The organism is Flavobacterium sp. DW-iso2 (genome assembly GCF_058725285.1).
On record NZ_JBZXDY010000002.1, the window covers coordinates 243,236 to 265,218 of the forward strand.

Here is a 21,983-nt window from a genome sequence, read left to right on the forward strand (position 1 = left end):
TTGATTTAAAATGCTAAAGATTAAGGCAAAGTTTAACAATGTATTTTGTTTGTGTTTCTTCTATTTCTAATCGATGGTTTTTTGGATATAATAAATCCAATTGTTTCCGAACGTTTTCGAGACCGATTTGTGATTTGTCTGATCTTCTCGCCGTTTCGTTTTGGGGTTTTGTATTTTCGATGCTAAAAATAATTTGCTGTTTTTTAGTTTCTAAATTCATGCGAATTACTGCTTTCTCGGTTTCATTGATCACACCGTGTTTGAATGCATTTTCTACAAAAGTCAACAGAATTAGCGGCGAAATTTTGCTGTCTTCGTGGATGTCTTTGGTAAACGAAATGTCTAGCCTGTTTTCGTTATAGCGTAATTTTTCTAATGAAATGTAGTTTTCCAATAAGTTGATCTCCTTTTTTATACAAACAAAATCATCATTGCAACGGTATAATACAAAATCCAGAATCTCAGATAATTTTGCAATTACTTCAGGCGCTTTTTCATCTTTTTTTAAAGTCAGTGTGTATAAATTATTTAAGGTATTAAAAAGAAAATGAGGGTTTAGTTGATTTTTTAGAAACTTCAATTCCATTGATTTTTTCTCTTCCTCCAGTTTTAAAAGACGTTGTTGCTTGCGATTAAAACTGATAAATCCTAAGATTATAATTGGATACGTAATAAAAGAAAATTCTCTGAATATTAATTTAAAAGAAGTCAGTCTTTCAGAAACTGACATTTTATGCCCAAGCCAGCCATCAAAGAAACTAGGGAATTTTGGTTCGAGATAGTAATATTTAAAAGTCATTAAAATCCCAAAAACAAGATAAAGCCAACCTGTTGCACAAATAATAAAAAACAGATATTTCTTTTTGTTAAGTGTTTGAGGAATAATCCAATAAATCAATCCGTAGGCGGCGGTTGCCTGTGCTAAAATCTTCCAGGCATAAACAAAAGTAAAATTATAATAACTTTCATCTTCAGACTTACCAGAAATGTATAAAAGCAAAAAGGAAATCCAATATACACAATGCATAAGGACTCTTTTAATGTCAAGGTTTTTAAAAAAAATCATATTCTGTTTTAAGTGGTGCCAAGGTAATAAAATATAGAAACGAGCTTCATTTGTTAGGACAAATAATAGCATTTAGCTTCTGAAAATAACCTTTTGGCATACGAATGCATTATTCTCTTAAAATTTGTTATTTGAATGCTAAAACAGTGTCTCTATTTGCGCATAAAATAGGCGAATTGTTCTGAGGTTATATTCGCTAAAAATAAATAAATGATGATCAAACTTATTGTGTTATTAGTTTTATTTCTAGAAAAAGAGATAAAACGAAACTTATTTTAAAAAATTAAAAACCATAAACTAAATGAAAGCAATGATTAAAAATGTAATGAGTACTGTGCTATTTATTAGCGCCTCATGTTTGTTTTCGCAAGAAGTCAAACAAGAAATTAGTTATAGTCCTATTTCGAAATCTGTAAAACCAACGCTTTTTGCTGATTTAGGAGAAACATGTACCACGCCAGACGGAATGGCCTTGGATAAAAAAGGAAATTTGTTTTTATCGATTACAAACCCCACTTCCTTTGAGGTTAACGGAGCTAAGATTTTAACTTTCGATAAAAACGACAAGCCAGTCACTTGGTTTGATCAATTACCGCTGCATCCTGAAACAAAAAGAGTTCATCCGATGGGAATGGAGTTTGGGCCGGATGGGAATTTGTATGTGGTAGACAATCAGTGTTTTGCAAGAAAAACGGATGCTTCGAGATTAATAAGAATTATTGTGAAAGAAGGAAAGCCTGTTAACGCTGAAGTTTTGGTTGAAGGATTCAATTTTTCAGATGGACTCCGCTGGTCTAAAAACCGTATTTATATTACAGATGCTTCGTTCAAAAATAGTATAGAAAGTGGTATTTATAGTTTTTCGCTAGAGGAACTAAATAAAAACAAGATTGTCTTAGATGCATCAAACAAACAAAAATATCTGATTAGTACTTTTACTTTGAAACCTGGAACCGATAAACATTCACTTGGAATTGACGGCATTGCATTTGACAAAAAAGGAAATTTATATGGAGGGAGTTTTGGCGATGGCGTGATTACTAAGATTGAGTTTTTTAAAGATGGTAAAGTAAAATCTAAAAAAGTGGTTTTCGATTCGGATCAATTAAAATGCAGTGACGGTTTTTTTTACGACAAGAAAAGGAATTCCATTTTCATAGCCAATTATGACAATAACAGCGTTCATCAGCTGGATTTAAATACAAATACCATCTCTTTGATTTGGGAAAACGGCAACAATGATGGCGCCGATGGACAATTGGATAGTCCTTGTGAAACTATCATTTATAAAGGGAAGTTACTAGTGGTAAATTATGATACTTTTAAAGGACCAAAGAATACGGAGATTGATACTTTTCATACTATATCTAGTTTCGAGTTGGAAGACTAAAATTGTAGCATTGTACTCGTTTTTGTTTTCGAAAATTAATAGATTATATTGTGTTTAACTCTAGGGTTCGGCAATTATAGTAATAAGCATAAGCTTAAATGAAAACTCAAATATCTTAAAACTAAACAGAACTGAAGATTTACAGAAAGTCAAGACTACTTCTAATGATGTCTCAAAAGAACTCAATACAATTTACGATATTAAAAAACCCACAAGATTTCAAGTTAATTTGAATCTTGTGGGTTTTTATATTTGACGTACTTCGTAAACTAACTTGGTACTTAAAAAACTATTCTCCCAAAAATGGGTATCTGTAATCAACTGGAGTTACAAAAGTTTCTTTAATAGTTCTAGGTGAAGCCCAACGCAATAAGTTCAATGGTGAACCTGCTTTGTCATTCGTTCCAGAAGCTCTTGCCCCACCAAAAGGTTGTTGTCCTACAACAGCACCTGTTGGTTTATCATTGATATAGAAGTTACCAGCGGCGTTTTGTAATTTTACAGTTGCTACTTCAATAGCATAACGATCTTGACTGAAAACAGCTCCTGTTAATGCATATGGTGAAGTAGCGTCAAGCAATTCTAATGTTTCTTCCCATTTAGCATCTTCGTAAACAAAAATAGTCATTACTGGTCCGAATAATTCAGTTTCCATTGTGGAGTAATGAGGGTTTGTTGTAACGATAACTGTAGGCTCAATAAAGTACCCTACTGATTTGTCGTAGTTTCCTCCAACGATGATTTCAGCGTCAGTATCTTTTTTAGCTTGGTCAATAAAACTAACTAGTTTATCAAATGAACCTTCGTGAATCACTGCAGTAATAAAATTACCAAAGTCTTCAGGAGATCCCATTTTCATTGATTTTACATCAGTAATAATTTGCTCTTTTACCGCTGGCCAAAGGCTTTGTGGAACATAAGATCGGGAAGCTGCTGAACATTTTTGACCTTGAAATTCGAACGCACCACGCACAATTCCTGTAGAAACTTGTTTTGGGTTAGCGCTAGAGTGAGCGATAATAAAATCTTTTCCTCCAGTTTCTCCTACGATTCTTGGGTATGTTTTATAGTGATGGATGTTTGTTCCTATTTTAGCCCAGATATCTTTAAATACATGAGTTGATCCTGTAAAGTGCAATCCGGCAAAATCACGACTTGCCAAAACAGTGTCAGTAATCATTTGAGCATCTCCAAAAACCACATTGATAACTCCATCAGGAACACCTGCTTCTTTGAATACTTCAATAATAATTTGTGCTGAGAATACTTGGCTATCACTTGGTTTCCAAATTACAACGTTACCCATCATCGCTGCACTTGCAGGAAGATTAGCAGCAATTGCTGTAAAGTTAAATGGAGTGATCGCATATACAAATCCTTCAAGAGGTCTGTACTCTAAACGGTTCCACATATCTGAAGTAGACGTTGGTTGATCACCATAAATTTGTGTCATGAATTCTACGTTAAAACGTAAAAAATCAATTAGCTCACAAGAAGCGTCAATTTCTGCTTGGTGTACATTTTTAGATTGTGCAATCATTGTTGCAGCATTTATTCTAGCTCTGTAAGGCCCTGCGATCAATTCAGCTGCTTTTAAGAAAATAGCTGCGCGTTGTTCCCAAGCCATATTAGCCCATGCAGTTCTAGATTCCAATGCATTTGCAATGGCTTTCTCAACATGCGATTTTTCAGCAAGATGATAAGTCCCTACGATATGTTTATGGTCGTGTGGTGCCGACATGTTTTTAGTGTTTCCAGTTCTAATTTCTTCGCTTCCAATATATAGAGGTACGTCAATTTTAGAATTCCACATTTTAGTATAAGCTGCTTGAACGGCTGCTTTTTCAGGTGAATTTGGTGCATACCCTTTTACTGGTTCGTTTACCGCTTTTGGTACGTGAAAAAATCCTTTTAGCATGATATTGTAATTTGTTAATCTGTTAGTTTACAGATAAGATTAGACAATTGAATAAATATATTATTCGAAATATTACGAATAATTTATTTCACAACAAAAGTACAAAGGATAATTTAAAAATATGGTAAATAAAGGATAAGAAAGAGAAATATATTCAGCAGAGCAAAGATTAATTCAATGCAAACGGAGCACATAATTTAAATGTGGGTATAAAAACTTTAAAGTTTTTTGTACTCGTGAAGTTAATCATATTAAAGTAACCTTTCATAGCGCCATAAGGAGAAGATAAAAGACATCCAGAACTATAAGTATGAAGTTCACCAGGTTTTAAAACTGGTTTTTTTCCAATAATCCCTTCACCGTCAACTACTTCGATATTGTTTAAAGAATCATAAATTTCCCAATGACGAGAAGTTAGTTGAACAGAATCTTTACTATGGTTCTCTATTGTTACCTGATAACTAAAGGCAAAGTGGATCTTATAGTTCTTGAAGTATGTGCCTTCAAAACTAGTCAATACCGAAATTTTTATTCCTCTTGTTATTTGAGATACCATTATAAAATAGTAGTTAAGTGTCTATTAGATAACAAATTTACAAAATTTTGACTTTGTATCGAGGCTTTTCGAACTATTTTTTTAATTGATGATGTTTAAGGAGTTAGCGTTTCCTTTTCCAACTACTCTGTCATATCGATCTGTATTTTCGCGATAGTAGACTAAAATTGAATAATCATTTTCAGTTTGATAAAAATTGCCGTCTATTGCGTTTTCATTATCGATAGCTCCTTTACGGTCAACAACTACGTATTCAAAATTTGTAAATCCTTGTTTTATCAAAAGGGCTTTTTCATAAATCCCTTTTTTTGGATTATAATCCATCTTGAATTCAGGAGTCAGACTGTAATTATTAAACATCCCGTTAATGTAGATTTCGTTGTCGTTATTAAAAGCAGGAGCAGAGAGGCTAAAATAAACCCAAGCGTAATCAGCTTCAATGGCACTATTAGCAGCGTTTAAATTGCGAACGACAAAATTACCATTTACATCTTCGTAAACGGAATAAGGGAAATTTGCACGAGCATTATTTGTGTATAAAGAGGAATTATAGATTTCTGTACTTGAATCAACTCGTGATATGTTATTATTGGCGGCTCTAACATCTTTATTTTCAAAATACAAAAATTCATTGCCTGCCCAGTATTGAGTTTCAGTATCGTATTTGTATATTAAATCATTACCAATAGTGTATTGCGGTGGAATATTTTTTATTTCACTATTGAACTTTCCATTTTGTAGCAATACCACTTTTACATTTTTTAAAGGGTTTTGAAAAGTAATGGTATTCGATTTTATAGAAAAATCTAGGTTCTGTTTGTATTCTAAATTGCTTACCGTTCTTGCTCGTTTTACTTGAATGGGAACCGTGACCAAGTCTTCATACAAAATGAATTTTCTTGTAAACACAACTTCTTTATCGTTGTTTAAAATTTTCAGGATGTAATTCCCACTCAAACGTAGCTGTTGTGTAAATTGGTTTGGGATAGATAAGGTATAATGCGAATAAATCTGTAACGTATTAAAGGAGTTGGTGTAATTCTGAATTCTTTGGTTGTCAAAACCTTGCAAGTATTCGTTTTTAGGGATTTCAGAATGTTTCCAGTTGTAGTCACAATGAATGATTTCGTAATAATAATCTGCTTCATTTCCATATAAATCATCAAATTGCAATTGGAATCCGCTGCCTAATTGAAATATCGGAACAACATTTTGATTGTTCTGAATAAACGAAACGGTCTTGATGTTAAATGGAGGTGCAATTTCATTTTCTACTTGTGCAGAAGCTGAAGTGATAATGAATAGCAGTATTATTTTTCGAAAAAAGGAATGAAGCATAATTATTAAATTGCGGAATGGTAAATATAACGAATTATGCAACACCATTATTATGCCAATTACTTGCCGAGTTTTAAATGTGCTATTTAAAACAAACAGGGATGACTTCCCCTTTTGCCAAACAGTACTTTTCGACTAGTTCTGGAGCAATTTTATTAGTATAATCTTCTTCGATTACTTTAAATCCGATGCTTCTTAGTTTATCAAAATAATCACGGCCATATATGCGAACATGATCGTATTGTCCAAATATTTTAGCGCGTTCTTTTTGATCCGTAATGGTGTCATCAGAAAAAGTAGTTGCTCTTGATAGATCTTGTGGAATTTGTAAAATCGCCATTCCGCCAGGTTTTAAAACACGATATAGTTCTTGCATTGCTTTAGTGTCATCTGGGATGTGCTCTAAAACATGATTACACAAAATAACGTCGTACTGATTGTCTTCAAATGGTAAATCGCAAATATCTGCTTTTACATCTGCCAACGGAGAGAATAAATCAGTGGTCGTGTAATCCAGATTTTTCTGGGTTCTAAATAATTTATAGAATGCCTGCTCAGGAGCGAAGTGAAGTACTTTCTTTTTTACATTGGAAGTAAAAAAATCAGATTCGTTATTTAGAAACAGCCAAAGTAAACGATGTCTTTCTAAAGAAAGTGTACTTGGTGATAGTACATTGTTTCTTTGTGTTCCGTAGCCATAAGGCAAGAACGTTTTAAAACTTTTTCCGTCAATAGGATCGGTAAATTTATCTCCTTTTAAAGCTAAAGCTAAAACAGGTCTAGCGACATAACTTAAACGAATAAGCAATGGGCGTGGGATGGTATTGAGTATTAATTTAAACAGTTTTTTCATAAGTTGTTACACAGAGATTCGCTAAGGATTCACAGAAATTCACAAAGTAATTAAAAATTATTTTGTGAATTAATGAATCGTTTTATGTTATTTTTTAATGTTTTTGAATTAAAATTAATCAATAACCCTAATGAATAATTGCCTAATTTTAAATATGTGAGTATTTGTGCAAAATGAACTGAAGTAAATTCTTCAACAGTTTTTAATTCAATAACCAACTTGCCTTCTATGCAGTAAGTCGATTCGATAGCCTTGTTCTAGTTTGATTTGTTTATAGTTGATAGGAAGTGGTATTTCTTTTTCAACCTTTAATCCAGCTTTTTGAAGTTCATAAATCAAACACGCTTGATAAGCTGATTCTAAAAGTCCTGGCCCTAAAGTGCGATGTACTTCAATAGCTAATCCTATAACTTTATAGGAAAGTGCATTTAACTCTTCGCTTAATTCTAGAGGGCTATTTTCCATAAAATCACTTTTAAAACTTAGCGAATCTTAGTGCTGCTTTGCGAAATTCTATAACACTAATGGCACTTTTCTAAACTCATCCTCTTCAGTACTCACAATTCCTAAGGCTTGATACACATAAGCAAATGTGGATAATATTTCCGGTTTGCCGTTAATAAGTGCTACGTCGTGTTCAAAATGAGCACTTGGTTTATTATCAGCGGTGGTTATTGTCCAGCCGTCCTTGTGCTGTTTGATGTTTTTAGTTCCCAGATTGATCATAGGCTCTATAGCTACAACCATACCTTCGACAAAAAGTTTACCACGACCGCGCTTTCCGTAATTAGGCATCTCTGGATCTTCGTGCATTTTTTGCCCAAGTCCATGTCCAACTAATTCGCGAACTACTCCGTATCCGTACGATTCTGTATATTTTTGAATGGCATTACCAACATCTTCTACGCGATTTCCAGCTTTAAATTCGCGGATACCTACGTACAAGGATTCTTTGGTAATTTGCAATAGTTTTTTTGTTTCCGGATCTACTTCGCCAATTTCGAATGAATAGGCATGATCTCCATGGTATCCATTTTTGTAGGCGCCACAATCTACTGATATAACATCACCACTCTTAAGAGGCGTATTGTTTGGAATTCCGTGTACCACTTGCGCATTTGGACTCATGCATAAAGAGTTTGGGAACCCATATAAACCAAGGAAACTAGGAACAGCACCATGGTCACGAATGAATTCTTCTGCTAATTTATCTAAATGTAATGTAGTAACTCCTTCTTTAATTTCAGAAGCAATCATTCCTAATGTTTTCGATACTATTAAAGCACTTTCGCGCATTAATTCTATTTCTTCACGAGATTTAACTATAATCATACTTTCTTATTTTCAGTTGGCAAAAGTACGATTTTAAAATTATTTAATCAGGATTGGCCATGATTTTAAAAAGTTCCGAATTGGAAACGTAAAAACGATTCTCTAATATTATTTGTGCAAGCTGTGCGCTAACCAAATTGTTTTCGCGAGTGTTGATTAAAAAAAGCGAGCTTTCGCCAATAGAAAACAAGCGTTCTTCGGCATTAAGCATGGTACCATTGTCTTTAACCAGAGCCTTAATTAATGCTTTCTGTTTCGAAAGTGATTCGATTTCAAATTTTTGAGCATTGATTTTATTGGTTAACTGAACTTTCTCTAAATTCAAAACGAACTCAGTTTCCTGTATTTTGTACTTGGCCAATTTTAAACTTCCACGCTCTTTTCTTAAAAACAGAGGAAAATAAAAATCCAAACCAATTTTGTAATCTTGAAATTGATAGTTGTCAATATAGCTTGGTTCAGACAAATAAGTATAACCAATATCAATTTTGGGCAATAACATATTCGCTTTTAATTTCTTTTCAATAGTTAAAATATCGATTTTGGAAGTAAGAGCGTTTATTTTTGGATGATTAGCAATGTCAAAGTCCTGATTTACTAAATCATTTGTTTTTAAAGTTTCTTGAATAGTGAATTCCAATTGGCTTTCTGGAATTAGCGCATCTGAAAGTTCTAGCGGAATATTGTTCTCTAACCAAAGAAAATTAGATAATTCCAGTTTTGCTTTGTTTAATTTAAGTTGGGCATCTTCTAAACTAAGCAATCTATTTTTCACAATGATTCCAGCTTCTATACTGTCAATTGCCGGTTTGTCACCTTGTTTAATTAAAGATTGAATTCCCTTATATCGAGTTTCTGCATTTACTTTATAATTTTCATACAATTTAACTTCATTGTGAGCTTTTTTCCAATTAAAATAAGATAGAGAAGCATCATATAAAACAGCAATAGCTTGTAGTTTTCGCTCTGCTTGGCTCAGTTGGATTTGTATTTTGGCTTTTCTTACATCAGCCATTCTTTGGTTGATTAGCAAACCTTGTCCTAATGGAACACTTATTCCTAGTGATGTTAATCCTTTATTCGGAACTGTATTTTCAGGGTTCAAGTAAATCCCTTCGTTATTGTCAAAACCAGCTTTAATCTCAATTCCATACCAGGTGGGGATCTTAAAGCTGCTGTTCAAAATCGAATAATACTCGGTGCCTTTAAATTGTTTTTTATTAAAATCGACTTCGATTTTAGGGTCAAAACCACCACGAGCCATCAGGAGGTTCGCCTGTGCTTTACTAATTTCTAAATTGGCATTTTTTACGAGTGGATGGTATTTTTTTACATAGGCAAGATATTCATTATAGGTGAATTCACTTGCGTTATTTTTTTGTCCGAAGACAGAAAATCCTACCAACAGAAAAAGGAGAAGTACGTATTTCATTATTTCTTTGGGTTAGTTTCTGTAGTTGTTGTTGTGTAATAATTAGGGGGGAATCCATTTAAATTTCTCCAAACTTCAAACCAGATAGGAACAGTTTTTAACAAGGCAATTGTTTGTGCTCCTGAACCAATGCTAAGTTGTTTTGGCCATTTTGCCTCGCTTTGATCTGGCGCAATCAACACTCTGTATCGGCCGTTCGGACTTATAAAATTACCTATCGCGACAATTTTTCCACCAAAGGTACCGTATGAAATGTCAGGCCATCCTGAAAACACGATCGTTGGCCATCCATCAAACCACACTCTAACTTTTGTGCCTGTGCTCAGTAAAGGAAGATCGATAGGGTTGACATAGGTTTCAACAGCGATGTCATACTCAGCGGGCATTATCGTTACAATGGGAGTTCCCTCCTTAATAGTTTCTCCTATACCAGATTGCAATGCTCTATTGATATAGCCACTTTGTGCTGCTTTAATGTAATAGAGACCATTTCGAATACTATAATTTACGTATTGGTTTTCCAGTTTACTTACCTGCGCCTCAGTATCGAACTGATTGCTTAATGCCGTGTATTGATCACTTTGTGTTTTGGCAATCTTTTCGGCATACTCGGCATTAATTCTATTGATTTCGACTTTAGAATTGATGTACTCGTTTTTACTTGTGAGTAGCTTATTTTCTTGGGTTATGATTTTTGCATCAGCTTCTTGAAGCTTTAAACGTTTTTCCTCTACATCAGATAAGGGTTTAAGACCTTCATTATTGAGTTGAAGCGATCTATTGTATTGCGTGTTTGCAATTTTCACGGTTGTTTTTACAGCTACTAGGTCGATACTGTCGCTTTTTATTTTTAGAACAGATTGTTTAATTTTATTTTGAGCCTGTTCGATTTTTAATTTTTGTTCATTTTTAATAGATTGAATTTGATTAGAAAGGGTAGTTACTTTAAAACCGTAAGACTCTAAAGATTGCTTTTTTGCATTCACTTGGTTTTTGGTATTTTCTACTAAATTTGGATCCATATAATCCTCTTTAATTTCAGAGATATAAAGGATTGTGTCCCCTTTATTTACAAAGTCTCCTTCTTGAACATACCATTTTTCTAAACGACCAGATATTACACTTTGAATTGATTGCGGTCTTTGGTTGGGCTTCAAAGTTGTAACGGCACCAGTACCAGAGATATTTTGTGTCCAAGGCAAGAAAAGTATAGCAAATCCAAGTATTGAAATTAGCGTAATTATTCGATTTAGGATTTTATAAGGTACTTTATTACTCAAATTTTGGATGGTCTTGTATTTATCCAAAGATTCAAGCTGAGTTTTATTATTGTCAGATATATTAAGCATTTTTCTATTTTTTAGTGTCTAAAAGTACTTGTCCTTCGTGCATGATTATTTTTCGGGTGCAATTCACATTCCAATATGGATTTTTCGATGAAGTAATAATGGTCCACTTATTTTTATCAGAGGTTATAAAATCAATTATTTCATTAGCGACTTTTTCATCCATTGCATCTGTAGGATCTTCATAAAACAAGATCTTTGGTTTGTGAATAATACTGCGGGCTAATAGTATTTTTTGTGCATTTGACGATGACAGTTGTCTGCCTTCTGGAAATAATAAGGTGTTTAATCCATTAGGCAACGTTTTAATAAAGGAGGTTAACTGGACACCATCTAAAGCCCATTTTAAATCTTCTTGACTTATAGAACTATCATTGAAAGTAATGTTTTCTAGAATCGTTCCTTCAAAGGGCGTTTCACCTTTAATAATTGTTCCTGTATGGGATCTATAGTGTTGTAAATCAAGTTTTTGAAAGGTCTCGTCATTGATATAAAAAGAACCAGAAGTAGGCTGTATCAACCCGGATAACAATCTAATTAGGGTTGTTTTGCCAGAAGCGTTCTCTCCTTCAAGAAGTATTTTTTCCCCTTGTTCAATTTTCAAGTTTAAGTTTTTCAAAATGTTGTCTTTCGAATCTGGAAATTTGAATCGCAGATTATTTGTCGCTAAGGTGATACTCGTTAAACAATTTAAAACATTAGTTTTTGATTCTTCTTCTAACTCTAGGTCTGTGATTTGTCCAATTTTTTCAACAGCAGTTAAAACATCATAAAAGGTTTCTAGCCCAATAATTATTTTTTCAACTGAATTGATCAGTAACAAAATAATGATTTCAGAGGCAACAAATTGTCCAATATTCATTAGTTGGTTGAGCACTAAATACCCTCCCACCGACAATAAACTCGCTGTAATAATTATTTTAAAAAAAATTAACTGTGTAAATTGTCTCTTTATAATATTAAAATGCTGTTCTCTGTTGTTTAGATAAATACCCACTAGATTATCATTTTTTTGTAAGGCGTATTTAAAATTCAGCTCGTCTCTAAAACTATAATTATTACGGCCTATTTCTTGAAGCCAGCTTGCCACTTTATATTTGTATTTAGATTCATTTAGGCTGGTTTGTACTCCTGGATTGAATGAAAATTTAAAAATAAAATATAAAAGAAAAAATAAAAGTGCTCCTAATGCAAGGAAAAAGGGGTGATATAAAGATAATAGAATGATTCCGAAAGCTATTTGCAGTATTGCTGCAGGAAAATCTAATAATAATTTTGAAGCCCCTTTTTGAATTGTAAGCGTATCAAAAAAGCGATTTGCTAATTCTGGTGGATATTGGTTGTATAGCTCTTCAAATTTTATTTTGGGTAGCCGTGCTGCAAACTCAAAGGAAGAACGTACAAATATTTTTTGTTGTAGATTTTCAGTAATTCTCAATTGCATTAAGGATAGTAGGCCTACTAAAGCAACCCCAACAACCACAAGAATGACAAGGACAATCCATGAAACACTCACTCTGCCTGATTGAATAAAATTAATAATTGCTTGAATTCCTAGAGGTAATGATAAGCTTATTAATCCTGCTATGATAGCATAAAAGAACAATTGGGTTAAATCTTTCTTATCGAGCTCTAATAAGTTGTAAAGTCGTTTTAGAGGGGTCATGATCTATTTTTTTTTTAGTAAAGTTAAAATAAGGTTAAGGTAAAATGCAGTTGGACTGATTTCCTCGTTACAATTAGTAATTGTTTTTAAATGATCTCTTAAAAAATGCTGATGAAGTGCCCCTTCAATGATCGAAGACGCAAGACTTCTAGCGTATTGATATTCAGGATTTACTTCAGTTATTAATTCTACTAATCGAGTAATTACTCGTTTGTAAATTAAAAAGAATCCTTCCTTGTTTTCTTCGTCAACCTCTTTGGTATGGAGCGTTTTTGTGAATTCGGTAATAACTATTTTATTTAAAACGGATTCGTTTACATGTTCTGTAGCCAGATCATCTTCAATTTTCTCTGTTACTACAGTTATCGCTTTTTTTAATTTTTCAAATGAATCGTCAACGTTGGTTGTGGCAAAAAATAATTTGTACTCAATCCAACTCCAATACCATGAAGAAAGATACAACAATAATTTATGTTTGTTTTCAAAGTATCGATAGATTGAACTTTCGTTAGAATTAATTTTTGCACCTAATTTTTTAAAAGTAAAGTTATCAAACCCTATCTCATCTATTAAAATGATACTTTCTTTAATTATCTTTTTTCCAAGAGCTGATGTTTCAGGATCTTTTACAAAGATTTTATCTGAAATTTGAATTTTTATATTTGTGATTAAACTATGCATTTGAATTGTTTACGTTTAAAAATCGATTTCAAAACCAAAATTAATATTTTTAAGTTCGACGTTGTCAAGTGGTACACTATTTTCATTCAAATATAAATGCTTCAAGTGAGATAAAGAATTAATGTTTTTCGGGAATTCCTTTAATTCATTTTGACGCAAACTCAAATACTCTAAATTTTGAAGTTTTAACATTTCACTAGGCATATAATTGATTCGATCATTATCGAGATATAACGATTTTAGATTTGGCAACTTTGCTAAAATGTTTAATGATTGAGGTAAGTCTAAGTTTTCCTCATCATTTAAATACAAATTTTCTAGGGTTTTAAGTCTTGAAAAGTCTTTAGGTAGCACCTTAAAATCGTTTCCACTTAAATCTAATGTTTTTAATTTTTTCAGCAAGAACAATTCTTTAGGTAGTTCTTTTAAATGATCATCCTTTAAACTTAGATATTCTAAATTAACAAACTTAGAGAAGTCTACTTTTTCTAAATCAATTTTGTTGTTGCTTAAATCAAGACGAATAATCGTCTCAGGGTTTGAGAGTGAAGTAGTATTTTGAGCATTACTATTGCTATTAAATAGTAGCGTTATAATCAAACATTGAAGAAGTAAATTTTTCACAGCATTTTTTTTTGAGATTAATAAGCGCAAATATAATAGTGTTACTATCGAAAATAATAGTAATACCTAGATTATTTTTATAAAAAAGGCTATTCGATATGAATAGCCCTTAAAACCAGGTAGTTATAATAATGGCTTAAAGCAACGAATGTTGCGTCATCACTGCGGGTTTTTCAATTCCCATTAATTCTAAAATAGTTGGAGCAATATCACCTAGAACTCCATTTTGAATTTGTTTTAATTCTTTGTCTACTAAAATAATAGGGACAGGGTTGGTAGTATGTGCCGTATTTGGGCTACCGTCAGGGTTGATCATCGTTTCACAGTTTCCGTGATCTGCAATTACGATTGTGGTGTAATCATTAGCTAATGCCGCTGTAACTACTCTTTCGACACATTTGTCAACTGCTTCACATGCTTTGATTGCTGCACTCATAATTCCGGTATGACCCACCATGTCGCCATTAGCAAAATTAAGGCATACAAAATCGACGTCTCCTTTTTCAAGTTCTGGAACTAAGGCATCAGTTAATTCAAAAGCACTCATCTCTGGCTGTAAATCGTAAGTAGCCACTTTTGGAGAATTTTTCAATATCCTTTTTTCGCCTCTAAATGGAATTTCTCTACCACCTGAAAAGAAAAAAGTTACGTGCGGGTATTTCTCTGTTTCAGCAATTCTAATTTGGGTTTTATTTGCTTTTTCTAAAACTTCTCCCAATGTTTCTGTGATGTTGTCCTTGTTGTACACAACTTTTACATTGTTATACGATTCATCATAATTAGTCAGAGTTACATAATACAAACTCAATTTGTGCATGTTCTCTTCGTGAAAATCTTGCTGAGAAAGGGCTTCGGTTAATTCTCTTCCCCTGTCAGTTCTAAAGTTAAAGAAAATAACAACATCATCCTTTTCAATAGTGGCCAATGGTTTGTCAGCTGCATCGGTCATGACGATGGGATGGATGAATTCATCTGTCACATTGTTTGCATAGCTTTCCTCGATACTCGCTACGGCATTTTTTGAATGTGTTCCTTGTCCGTTTACCAATAAATCGTAGGCTAGTTTCACTCTTTCCCAACGCTTGTCTCGATCCATAGCGTAATATCTTCCTATTATTGAAGCTATTTTTACAGTAGTGTTTGCGATATAATTTTCAAGATCTTGGATGTATTTTTTTCCTGATTTTGGATCAACATCACGACCATCAGTGAAAGCATGTACAAAAACTTCTTTCAAGCCGTAATCTTGGGTTGCGTCAATCAATCCTCTTAAATGGGAGGTATGAGAATGCACTCCTCCATCTGAAACCAATCCTAAAAAATGTACTTTTTTATGATTGTCTTTTGCATATTGGAAGGCATCCTTAAGGACTTGCTCTTTGGCCAATGTTTTATTGGCAACAGCCAGATTTATTTTGGCTAAATCCTGATAAACGATTCGTCCTGCACCAAGGTTCATGTGTCCTACTTCACTATTTCCCATTTGTCCTTCTGGCAACCCCACGTTTAAACCGTCAGTTCGAAGTTGGGCACTTGGGTAATTTTTATAAAGACTATTTATAAACGGAATATTGGCGTTGTCGATAGCAGATACTTTAGGGTCAGGAGATTTTCCCCAACCATCTAATATCATAAGTATTACTTTTTTGTTCATTATAATTTATTTTAAACAAAGATAAAGTATTTCTAAAATCTTCGAAGCGAACAAAATCACTATTATACATTCAGGAGAGAACGTACCCAAATAATGTTAATTTTGCTGCTTAATGTGTCTTTTTTTAAAATTAATGCACCTTAGAATTTATTTTTTATGGTATTATAATCAATGAAGTATTTGACACTTATTGAAAAGGTATGATTCAAGGCCGCATTGTTCAGTAAATTAGTGAATTTTTCGCCAAATTTTTTATTGATTTCTCTTTCAAAATTAGCTCCATTATTTCGATATAAAACAGAAATTTGACTACCGGGGGCAAACCACCAAGAGTATGATAAATCAAAATTCCAAGAATAAAAATTAGAGTTTTTATTAGTAACGTAATTGGTATAATCGACTAGTTTTCCGTTTTGTTCTAATGATAAGTAGTTTTTATTTTCGGCATAAGACCAATATTGACGAATAGCTAAATCAAAATTCATTCGGCTGCTAATGGAGTATTTCCCTGAAAGAGTATTGGAGTAGGTGGCTACTTTTCTATTAGCGAAAATTATTATTTGTGGATTAGTTGTGTTTAGATCAGCAATGCGATCTACAAATCCTTTATCGTTGTTTTTTCTTTCGAAATAAAAATTGTAGTTTAAAGAAAACTTGTTATTAAAACGATATCTAGGCCCTAGTGAAATTTCAAAAGTGTTTCTATTCGTTTCATTAAAGATGGCATAATAAGGATTAAAGTCAAATGCGAATTTGTTATTATAATTAGTCGAGATATAAAGCCAAGCATTATATCTTTCAGGGAGAATTACGTATCTATTATTATCTCTGGCTTCGTAGAAATCGTAAGATTTAATTGGACTTATATTGGTTCCAAATCCTACATAATGATTTTTTTTGGTGTCAATATTTACGTTTATGTTGATGTTGTTTCCTTGAGTTTTACCCGTTTCCTTATGAAACTGTGTATATAAATTGTAGTTAACTCTAAACGTGTTAAAGTGTTTTGTTGGGTTTAAAATCCTATAATTCGCATTTCCATAAATTGAGTAGTAGTTAGTCTCGAAATTGATACCCAAGTCGTTGTTGTCATACTTTTTAGTGACTAGATCAGCACCAAAACTATATCTGTATTTTCCGCTAGTTTCCGCAAAATTCATTGTGGTGGAAAAACCTTTTTTTTCTTCCAAAGCATTGATATAACTATATTTAAAATTACCAGAAAGGTTATAAGTATTTTTCTTTGTGTTTAAATCCCAAACTAAGGCTGATACATTTGCATCGCGAAATTGCGCGTTTCTAGTGACATTGGTATTAATAAAGGATATGGAGGAGTTCTTTCTAAAGCGTTGATCTAAAACTAGTACATTATAATTAGTTAAAGGCGCGACTTCTTCCCTACGAGTTTCTTTTGTTATTGTATTCTCAATAGTGGCATAGGTTTTTTCGGTTACTGCATTTAAAATTCCAATTCCTAACCCTCCTTTTGTTCTCCCTGAAATTTTTAAAGCGTTGATTAGGTTCACACTTGATGGGTTGTCGGTGATTGTTTCCTTATCAGTAGTCGTTGGGTATATTGAAGGTCTTCCGCCAATTCTTCTTGAATACAATAAATTCCCTTTACTAAATAAGTCGGTGCCTTCAGTAAAAAACGATCGATTCTCATTAAATTGCTGTTCAAATGGACCTAGAATTAATAGTTTATCATCATATTTTGTTTGTCCAAAATCAGGTATTAGCATAGCATCTAAGGTGAAAGCATCATTAATTCCATATTTTATATCTAATCCTCCTTTCAAGGTGCCTGTTGTTTTTTGGCTAGAATTTGAATTTAGATAAAAGGAAGTATAGGGCAAAAGAAATAATCGAGTAGGAGGCTTGATGTTTTTAATTCCTTCAAGAACTCCAGATTGCTGTATAAAGCTACCTACTTTTGAATCAATGAAATTCCAAGTATATTTTTGACGGTCACGCCTAATTTCTCTAAAAAAGTTAAGCCCCCAAGTTTGTTTGTCTTCAGCTGAGAAACGCAGTGCAGCATAAGGAATCCTCATTTCTACAACCCAACCAAAATCAGTTATTATCGCTTTACTTTTCCAGATTGCATCCCATGAATAGTCTTCCCCAGTACTTTCAGTTGAGATACAATCCGCTTGTCCATCTGATGCTGAAACAAAAAATTGAAAATTCTGTTGCCCATCATTATATCCATTAATAAAAATTCCGAAAAAATCTGATGTACCAAAGTCATCTCTTTTTGTGATTTCGCGTAAGATTTTAGTAGGCTCATTGTCATACAGTAAAGCAGCGATATAAATCGCGTCATTGTCATATAAAACCTTTACTTCGGTTCTTTTATTTTCAGGGATAACTTTGCCATTATCGGGTTGATACATAATGAAATCAGTGGCGATAGGTGCTGACTTCCATATTTCTTCATCTATTTTTCCGTCTATTGTAATGTTGTCAGTTATGAACTTAGTTTGTAAAACTTTTTTTTGGCTGTAGCCAAAAGTGTATACTAAAACGCATAAGATCAAAAAAAGGTTTTTCATGTAATTATCTGTTGATGAAATGAAGGTAGTCGAAAGCCATTTTTTTATGTTTAGCATGCTGCCAAAATTGTACTATAAATGACTTTAGATAATAGACTAATTCCAAAACAGATTGTTACAGTTTATTGTGAAAAAAATCAAAATTTGTTTTTTATAACATTATAATCGATGAAATAGCGAACGCTTACTGACAGTATATTAGTCATATTACTATCAAACACATTTTTCAGGTTGGTGTTCAATCTTTTTTCGACATTACGACTGCCTTCTTGTGCATAATTGCGGTATAAGACAGATAATTCACTTCCTGGTGCAAACCACCAGGAGTAGGATAAATCAAAATTCCATGAGTTAAAATTTCTGTTTCGATTTAAAGTATAGGTGTCATTTTGTGATAAATCACCATTGTCTTGCAGAGTAAAAAAAGCTTGGTTATCAGAGTACGACCAGTAATAACGAGCCGTTAGATTAAGAGTCATTTTATTAGTGATGGCATATTTACCTGTAAGATCATTTTGTAGAATTTCTCTGTCTCTTTGTCCAAAAACAATATCATTATTTTCAAAGCCTACCCATCCTACATCATTCTTTTTATGAAGATAGTCGATTACTAGCAGGACGGAGAACTTGTCGTTTACTCTGTATTTTGGGCCAATTGCAAGTCCGTAATTAATTCTTCCTGCTTGGTCATATTTTGTAAAACTTGGCGTAAAATCGAAAGTAAAGGCGTTGTTTCGATTAAATTCGACACCTAAGTAGCCACCTATACTTTTAGGTACTTGTAAATATCGACCGTAGCTTCTGGGTTCATAAAAATCAAATGTTTCAAATGGACTTATATTAAAACTTAGTTCATAATAATGATTTCGCTTTGACGTAGCTTTAATCGTTGGTTTATAGTATCCCTCTTGAAGTTTGCCAGTAGTAATGTCATATAGTACACTGAATTCATTAAAAAATTTAAAAGTGTTGAAAGTTTTTGTAGGATTTAATATTCGGTAACTTAGATTGGTGTAAAAATTGTAATAATTTGTATAAAAATTTATGCCTAAGTCGTTGTTATCGTATTCTTTAGAGGTGTATCTTCCAGAAAATGCGTACCGATATTTCCCAATCGTTTTGGCAAAATTTAATGAGGATTTAAAACCATTGTAATCCTCTATATCGTTTATTGCACTGTATTTAAAGTCTCCATATAAATTATATGAATTTGCCTTAGTGCTAAGATCAAATAATAAAGCAGAAACATTTGCGTCTCTAAAACTACCATTTCGGGTTGTGTTTGTGTTTACAAATGAAACTGATGAGTTTTGTCTAAAACGTTGGTCAAAAACGAGGACATTATAATTAGTCAAAGGTTGTATTACTTCTTTTCTAGTCTGTTTGGTGTCATTGTTAAGAATTGTGGCATATGTTTTTTCGGTAATTCCATTCAAAAACCCAATCCCTAAGCCGTTCTCGGTTCGCCCAGATACTTTTACAGCATTGATTAAATCGACTGAGCTTGGGTATTTAGTAATTTCCTCATTGGCTGCTATTGTCGGTTCAGTGGTTGGTGAGCCTCCTATTCTTCTGGAATAGAATATATTTCCAATATTAAATAGATTAGTTCCTTCTGTAAAAAAAGGTCTATTTTCCGCTAGTTTTTGTTCGAATGGTTCTAAGTTTAAAATAGCATTGTCGAATTTTGTTTGTCCAAAATCCGGCACTAAAATGGCGTCTAGCGTAAAAGAGTCGTTAATACCATACTTTATGTCAAGTCCGGCTTTCAAAGTTCTATCTGCTGTAAAATCATCTTCTTGGTAATAGGCAGAAGTATAAGGTATAAAGAAAAGACGTATGGGTGGTTTTATATTCTCAATTCCTTCGAGCGTTCCTTCTTGCGCAATTACGGCTCCAATTTGTGTGTCAACACGATTCCAAGTGTACTTTTGAACATCGCGTTTTATTTCCCGCATGAAATTCAAACCCCAAGTTTGTTTTTGTGCATTCGAAAAACGTAAGGCGGCGTATGGAATTTTCATTTCTACTACCCATCCAAAGTCCGTCAAGCTCACTTTACTTTCCCAAATGCCATCCCAGGAAAAATCTTCATTGTCTTCGGTTGCTAAACAATCCATTTGTACTCCACCGGCACTCACATAAAATCTAAAATCTTGCTGCCCGTCATTAAATCCATTTATAGAAACTGAAAAATGATCAGATACACCAAAGACATCTCGCTTGGTGACTTCTTTTTGTATTTTACTTGGTTCGTTGTCATGCATTACTGCTAGGATGTAAAGTGCTTCATTATCATAAAGTACTTTTACTTCTGTTTTTTTGTCAGCGCTTATTTGTTTGCCATTGTCGGGTTCAAACATCACAAAATCAGTGGCTACCTCGGTATTTGTTGTCCAGGAATTCTCACTAAAGTTACCGTCGATAGTAATGTTTTCTGTAGTAGATTTCGCCGTAAGGCTCTTTTTTTGACTATTGGCAGTAAAATTGAAAATAAATAAAAATAATATCGGTAAATAGGTTGATTTATGCATAATTTAGTAGTAGGTTTAAGCAAAAATAATATAATTAACATATAAAGCAAATATAATCAAGGTTTTTAATGTAGTAATAAAATTACAAAGGTCTTAAATATTAGCTTTTTAGCGTTCTTTTTTTAAAAAAACTTGTTTTTAGTTCTATATTTGCAATCTTAGAATTTATGTTTATAACGTAATAAAAATCAATGATTTATAAAATTTCCCCAGCTCTAGTATTATTGTTTATTTCATTAACCTCAAGTAAATTATTCTTTCCGGAAGCCAAAAAGGTCGCCCGAATTGAAGTAGTCAAATCGAGTTCAGACACCAATGAAGAGACCGTTTACAGCAACCTACACTCTGACCAATATCCTTTACCACAAAAAGAAAGTTTCACAGAAGCACTTAAAGGGTTCTACTTATTAAAAGAGAAAGGATTAGTTAGTAAAAATATACTGACTCTTATTGACTTTAGTATGTCGTCCAATTCTAAAAGACTTTGGGTGATTGACCTGACCACTAATACAATTTTATATAATTCTTTAGTCGCTCACGGAAGAAATACAGGAAATGAATTTGCTACCAGCTTTTCAAACTCAGCGGAATCTTTTAAAAGCAGTCTAGGGTTTTATGCAACAGGTGAAATATATAGTGGAAAGCACGGTAAATCACTAAGATTAGATGGCTTAGAAAAAGGAATAAATAGTAATGCCAGAGACAGAGCAGTTGTTATTCATGGCGCTGATTATGTTTCTAGTTCTTTTATACAAAACAATAAACGACTAGGGAGAAGTTTGGGTTGCCCTGCAATTCCCTTGAATCTTGCTTCCGATATAATACAAACAATTAAAGACAAGTCCTGTTTGTTTATTTATTATCCTTCAGATAGCTATAAAATAGCTTCCAAGTTAGTTTCGTAAACTTGTTTAAGCACAAAAAAAGACGCCGTTTGTAAAGCTACAAACGGCGTCTTTTTTTATAACAAGATTTGGAGGGGAGTGAGTATTAAATTTTTATTCCTTCACGTTTCTAAAATGGTCATTCCTTAAATTT

At 33.1% G+C, this 21,983-nt stretch carries 18 protein-coding genes; 2 read left to right on the forward strand and 16 right to left on the reverse strand.

Annotated elements, in window-relative coordinates; translation table 11 throughout:
- Nucleotides 1-13: 13 nt before the first annotated feature.
- On the reverse strand, nucleotides 14-1,027 hold the full coding sequence (locus AC4PRO_RS02485) for a sensor histidine kinase (RefSeq protein ID WP_492116171.1): 1,014 nt from the start codon (nucleotides 1,025-1,027) through the stop codon (nucleotides 14-16).
- 340 nt (nucleotides 1,028-1,367) lie between these two features.
- Between AC4PRO_RS02485 and AC4PRO_RS02490 the strand changes: the two genes are divergently transcribed.
- On the forward strand, nucleotides 1,368-2,456 hold the full coding sequence (locus tag AC4PRO_RS02490; protein ID WP_492116172.1) for an NHL repeat-containing protein: 1,089 nt from the start codon (nucleotides 1,368-1,370) through the stop codon (nucleotides 2,454-2,456).
- Between the two features lie 289 nt (nucleotides 2,457-2,745).
- Here AC4PRO_RS02490 and pruA read toward each other — a convergent pair whose 3' ends face one another.
- From pruA to AC4PRO_RS02565, 15 genes are all read right to left on the reverse strand, one after another.
- Nucleotides 2,746-4,374 carry an L-glutamate gamma-semialdehyde dehydrogenase gene (gene pruA, locus AC4PRO_RS02495; RefSeq protein ID WP_492116173.1) on the reverse strand — a complete coding sequence of 543 codons (1,629 nt, stop codon included), beginning with the start codon at nucleotides 4,372-4,374 and terminating at the stop codon, nucleotides 2,746-2,748.
- A gap of 169 nt (nucleotides 4,375-4,543) precedes the next feature.
- Complete coding sequence (gene apaG / locus AC4PRO_RS02500; RefSeq protein WP_074721615.1) at nucleotides 4,544-4,930, reverse strand: Co2+/Mg2+ efflux protein ApaG; 387 nt, start codon at nucleotides 4,928-4,930, stop codon at nucleotides 4,544-4,546.
- 81 nt (nucleotides 4,931-5,011) lie between these two features.
- On the reverse strand, nucleotides 5,012-6,268 hold the full coding sequence (locus AC4PRO_RS02505; protein WP_492116174.1) for a type IX secretion system plug protein: 1,257 nt from the start codon (nucleotides 6,266-6,268) through the stop codon (nucleotides 5,012-5,014).
- An 82-nt stretch (nucleotides 6,269-6,350) separates the two neighbouring features.
- Nucleotides 6,351-7,121 (reverse strand): class I SAM-dependent methyltransferase, encoded by a 771-nt coding sequence (locus AC4PRO_RS02510; RefSeq protein ID WP_074721611.1) that lies wholly within the window; start codon nucleotides 7,119-7,121, stop codon nucleotides 6,351-6,353.
- A 50-nt stretch (nucleotides 7,122-7,171) separates the two neighbouring features.
- Nucleotides 7,172-7,339, reverse strand: a complete 168-nt coding sequence (locus tag AC4PRO_RS02515; protein ID WP_317040259.1) for a GxxExxY protein — start codon at nucleotides 7,337-7,339, stop codon at nucleotides 7,172-7,174.
- Nucleotides 7,329-7,586, reverse strand: a complete 258-nt coding sequence (locus tag AC4PRO_RS02520; protein ID WP_492116175.1) for a GxxExxY protein — start codon at nucleotides 7,584-7,586, stop codon at nucleotides 7,329-7,331. Before AC4PRO_RS02520 ends, AC4PRO_RS02515 begins: the two co-directional genes overlap by 11 nt.
- A 48-nt stretch (nucleotides 7,587-7,634) precedes the next feature.
- Nucleotides 7,635-8,453: a type I methionyl aminopeptidase gene (gene map / locus AC4PRO_RS02525; protein ID WP_074721609.1), complete on the reverse strand. Its 819-nt coding sequence runs from the start codon at nucleotides 8,451-8,453 to the stop codon at nucleotides 7,635-7,637.
- Between the two features lie 43 nt (nucleotides 8,454-8,496).
- On the reverse strand, nucleotides 8,497-9,885 hold the full coding sequence (locus tag AC4PRO_RS02530) for a TolC family protein (RefSeq protein WP_074721607.1): 1,389 nt from the start codon (nucleotides 9,883-9,885) through the stop codon (nucleotides 8,497-8,499).
- On the reverse strand, nucleotides 9,885-11,234 hold the full coding sequence (locus AC4PRO_RS02535) for an HlyD family secretion protein (RefSeq protein WP_492116176.1): 1,350 nt from the start codon (nucleotides 11,232-11,234) through the stop codon (nucleotides 9,885-9,887). The genes AC4PRO_RS02530 and AC4PRO_RS02535 overlap by 1 nt, the downstream gene beginning before the upstream one ends.
- Nucleotides 11,235-11,238: 4 nt before the next feature.
- Complete coding sequence (locus AC4PRO_RS02540) at nucleotides 11,239-12,897, reverse strand: peptidase domain-containing ABC transporter (RefSeq protein ID WP_492116177.1); 1,659 nt, start codon at nucleotides 12,895-12,897, stop codon at nucleotides 11,239-11,241.
- A gap of 3 nt (nucleotides 12,898-12,900) precedes the next feature.
- On the reverse strand, nucleotides 12,901-13,578 hold the full coding sequence (locus AC4PRO_RS02545) for a TetR/AcrR family transcriptional regulator (protein WP_492116178.1): 678 nt from the start codon (nucleotides 13,576-13,578) through the stop codon (nucleotides 12,901-12,903).
- A gap of 15 nt (nucleotides 13,579-13,593) precedes the next feature.
- Entirely contained in the window at nucleotides 13,594-14,202 is a 609-nt protein-coding gene (locus tag AC4PRO_RS02550) for a leucine-rich repeat domain-containing protein (protein ID WP_074722056.1), read from the reverse strand.
- 136 nt (nucleotides 14,203-14,338) lie between these two features.
- Complete coding sequence (gpmI, locus tag AC4PRO_RS02555) at nucleotides 14,339-15,856, reverse strand: 2,3-bisphosphoglycerate-independent phosphoglycerate mutase (protein ID WP_492116179.1); 1,518 nt, start codon at nucleotides 15,854-15,856, stop codon at nucleotides 14,339-14,341.
- Nucleotides 15,857-15,996: 140 nt separating this feature from the next.
- Nucleotides 15,997-18,411 carry a DUF5916 domain-containing protein gene (locus AC4PRO_RS02560; RefSeq protein ID WP_492116206.1) on the reverse strand — a complete coding sequence of 805 codons (2,415 nt, stop codon included), beginning with the start codon at nucleotides 18,409-18,411 and terminating at the stop codon, nucleotides 15,997-15,999.
- Nucleotides 18,412-18,548: 137 nt separating this feature from the next.
- Complete coding sequence (locus tag AC4PRO_RS02565) at nucleotides 18,549-20,945, reverse strand: DUF5916 domain-containing protein (protein ID WP_492116180.1); 2,397 nt, start codon at nucleotides 20,943-20,945, stop codon at nucleotides 18,549-18,551.
- A 191-nt stretch (nucleotides 20,946-21,136) separates the two neighbouring features.
- Between AC4PRO_RS02565 and AC4PRO_RS02570 the strand changes: the two genes are divergently transcribed.
- Nucleotides 21,137-21,850 (forward strand): murein L,D-transpeptidase catalytic domain family protein, encoded by a 714-nt coding sequence (locus AC4PRO_RS02570; RefSeq protein ID WP_492116181.1) that lies wholly within the window; start codon nucleotides 21,137-21,139, stop codon nucleotides 21,848-21,850.
- Nucleotides 21,851-21,983: the final 133 nt, after the last annotated feature.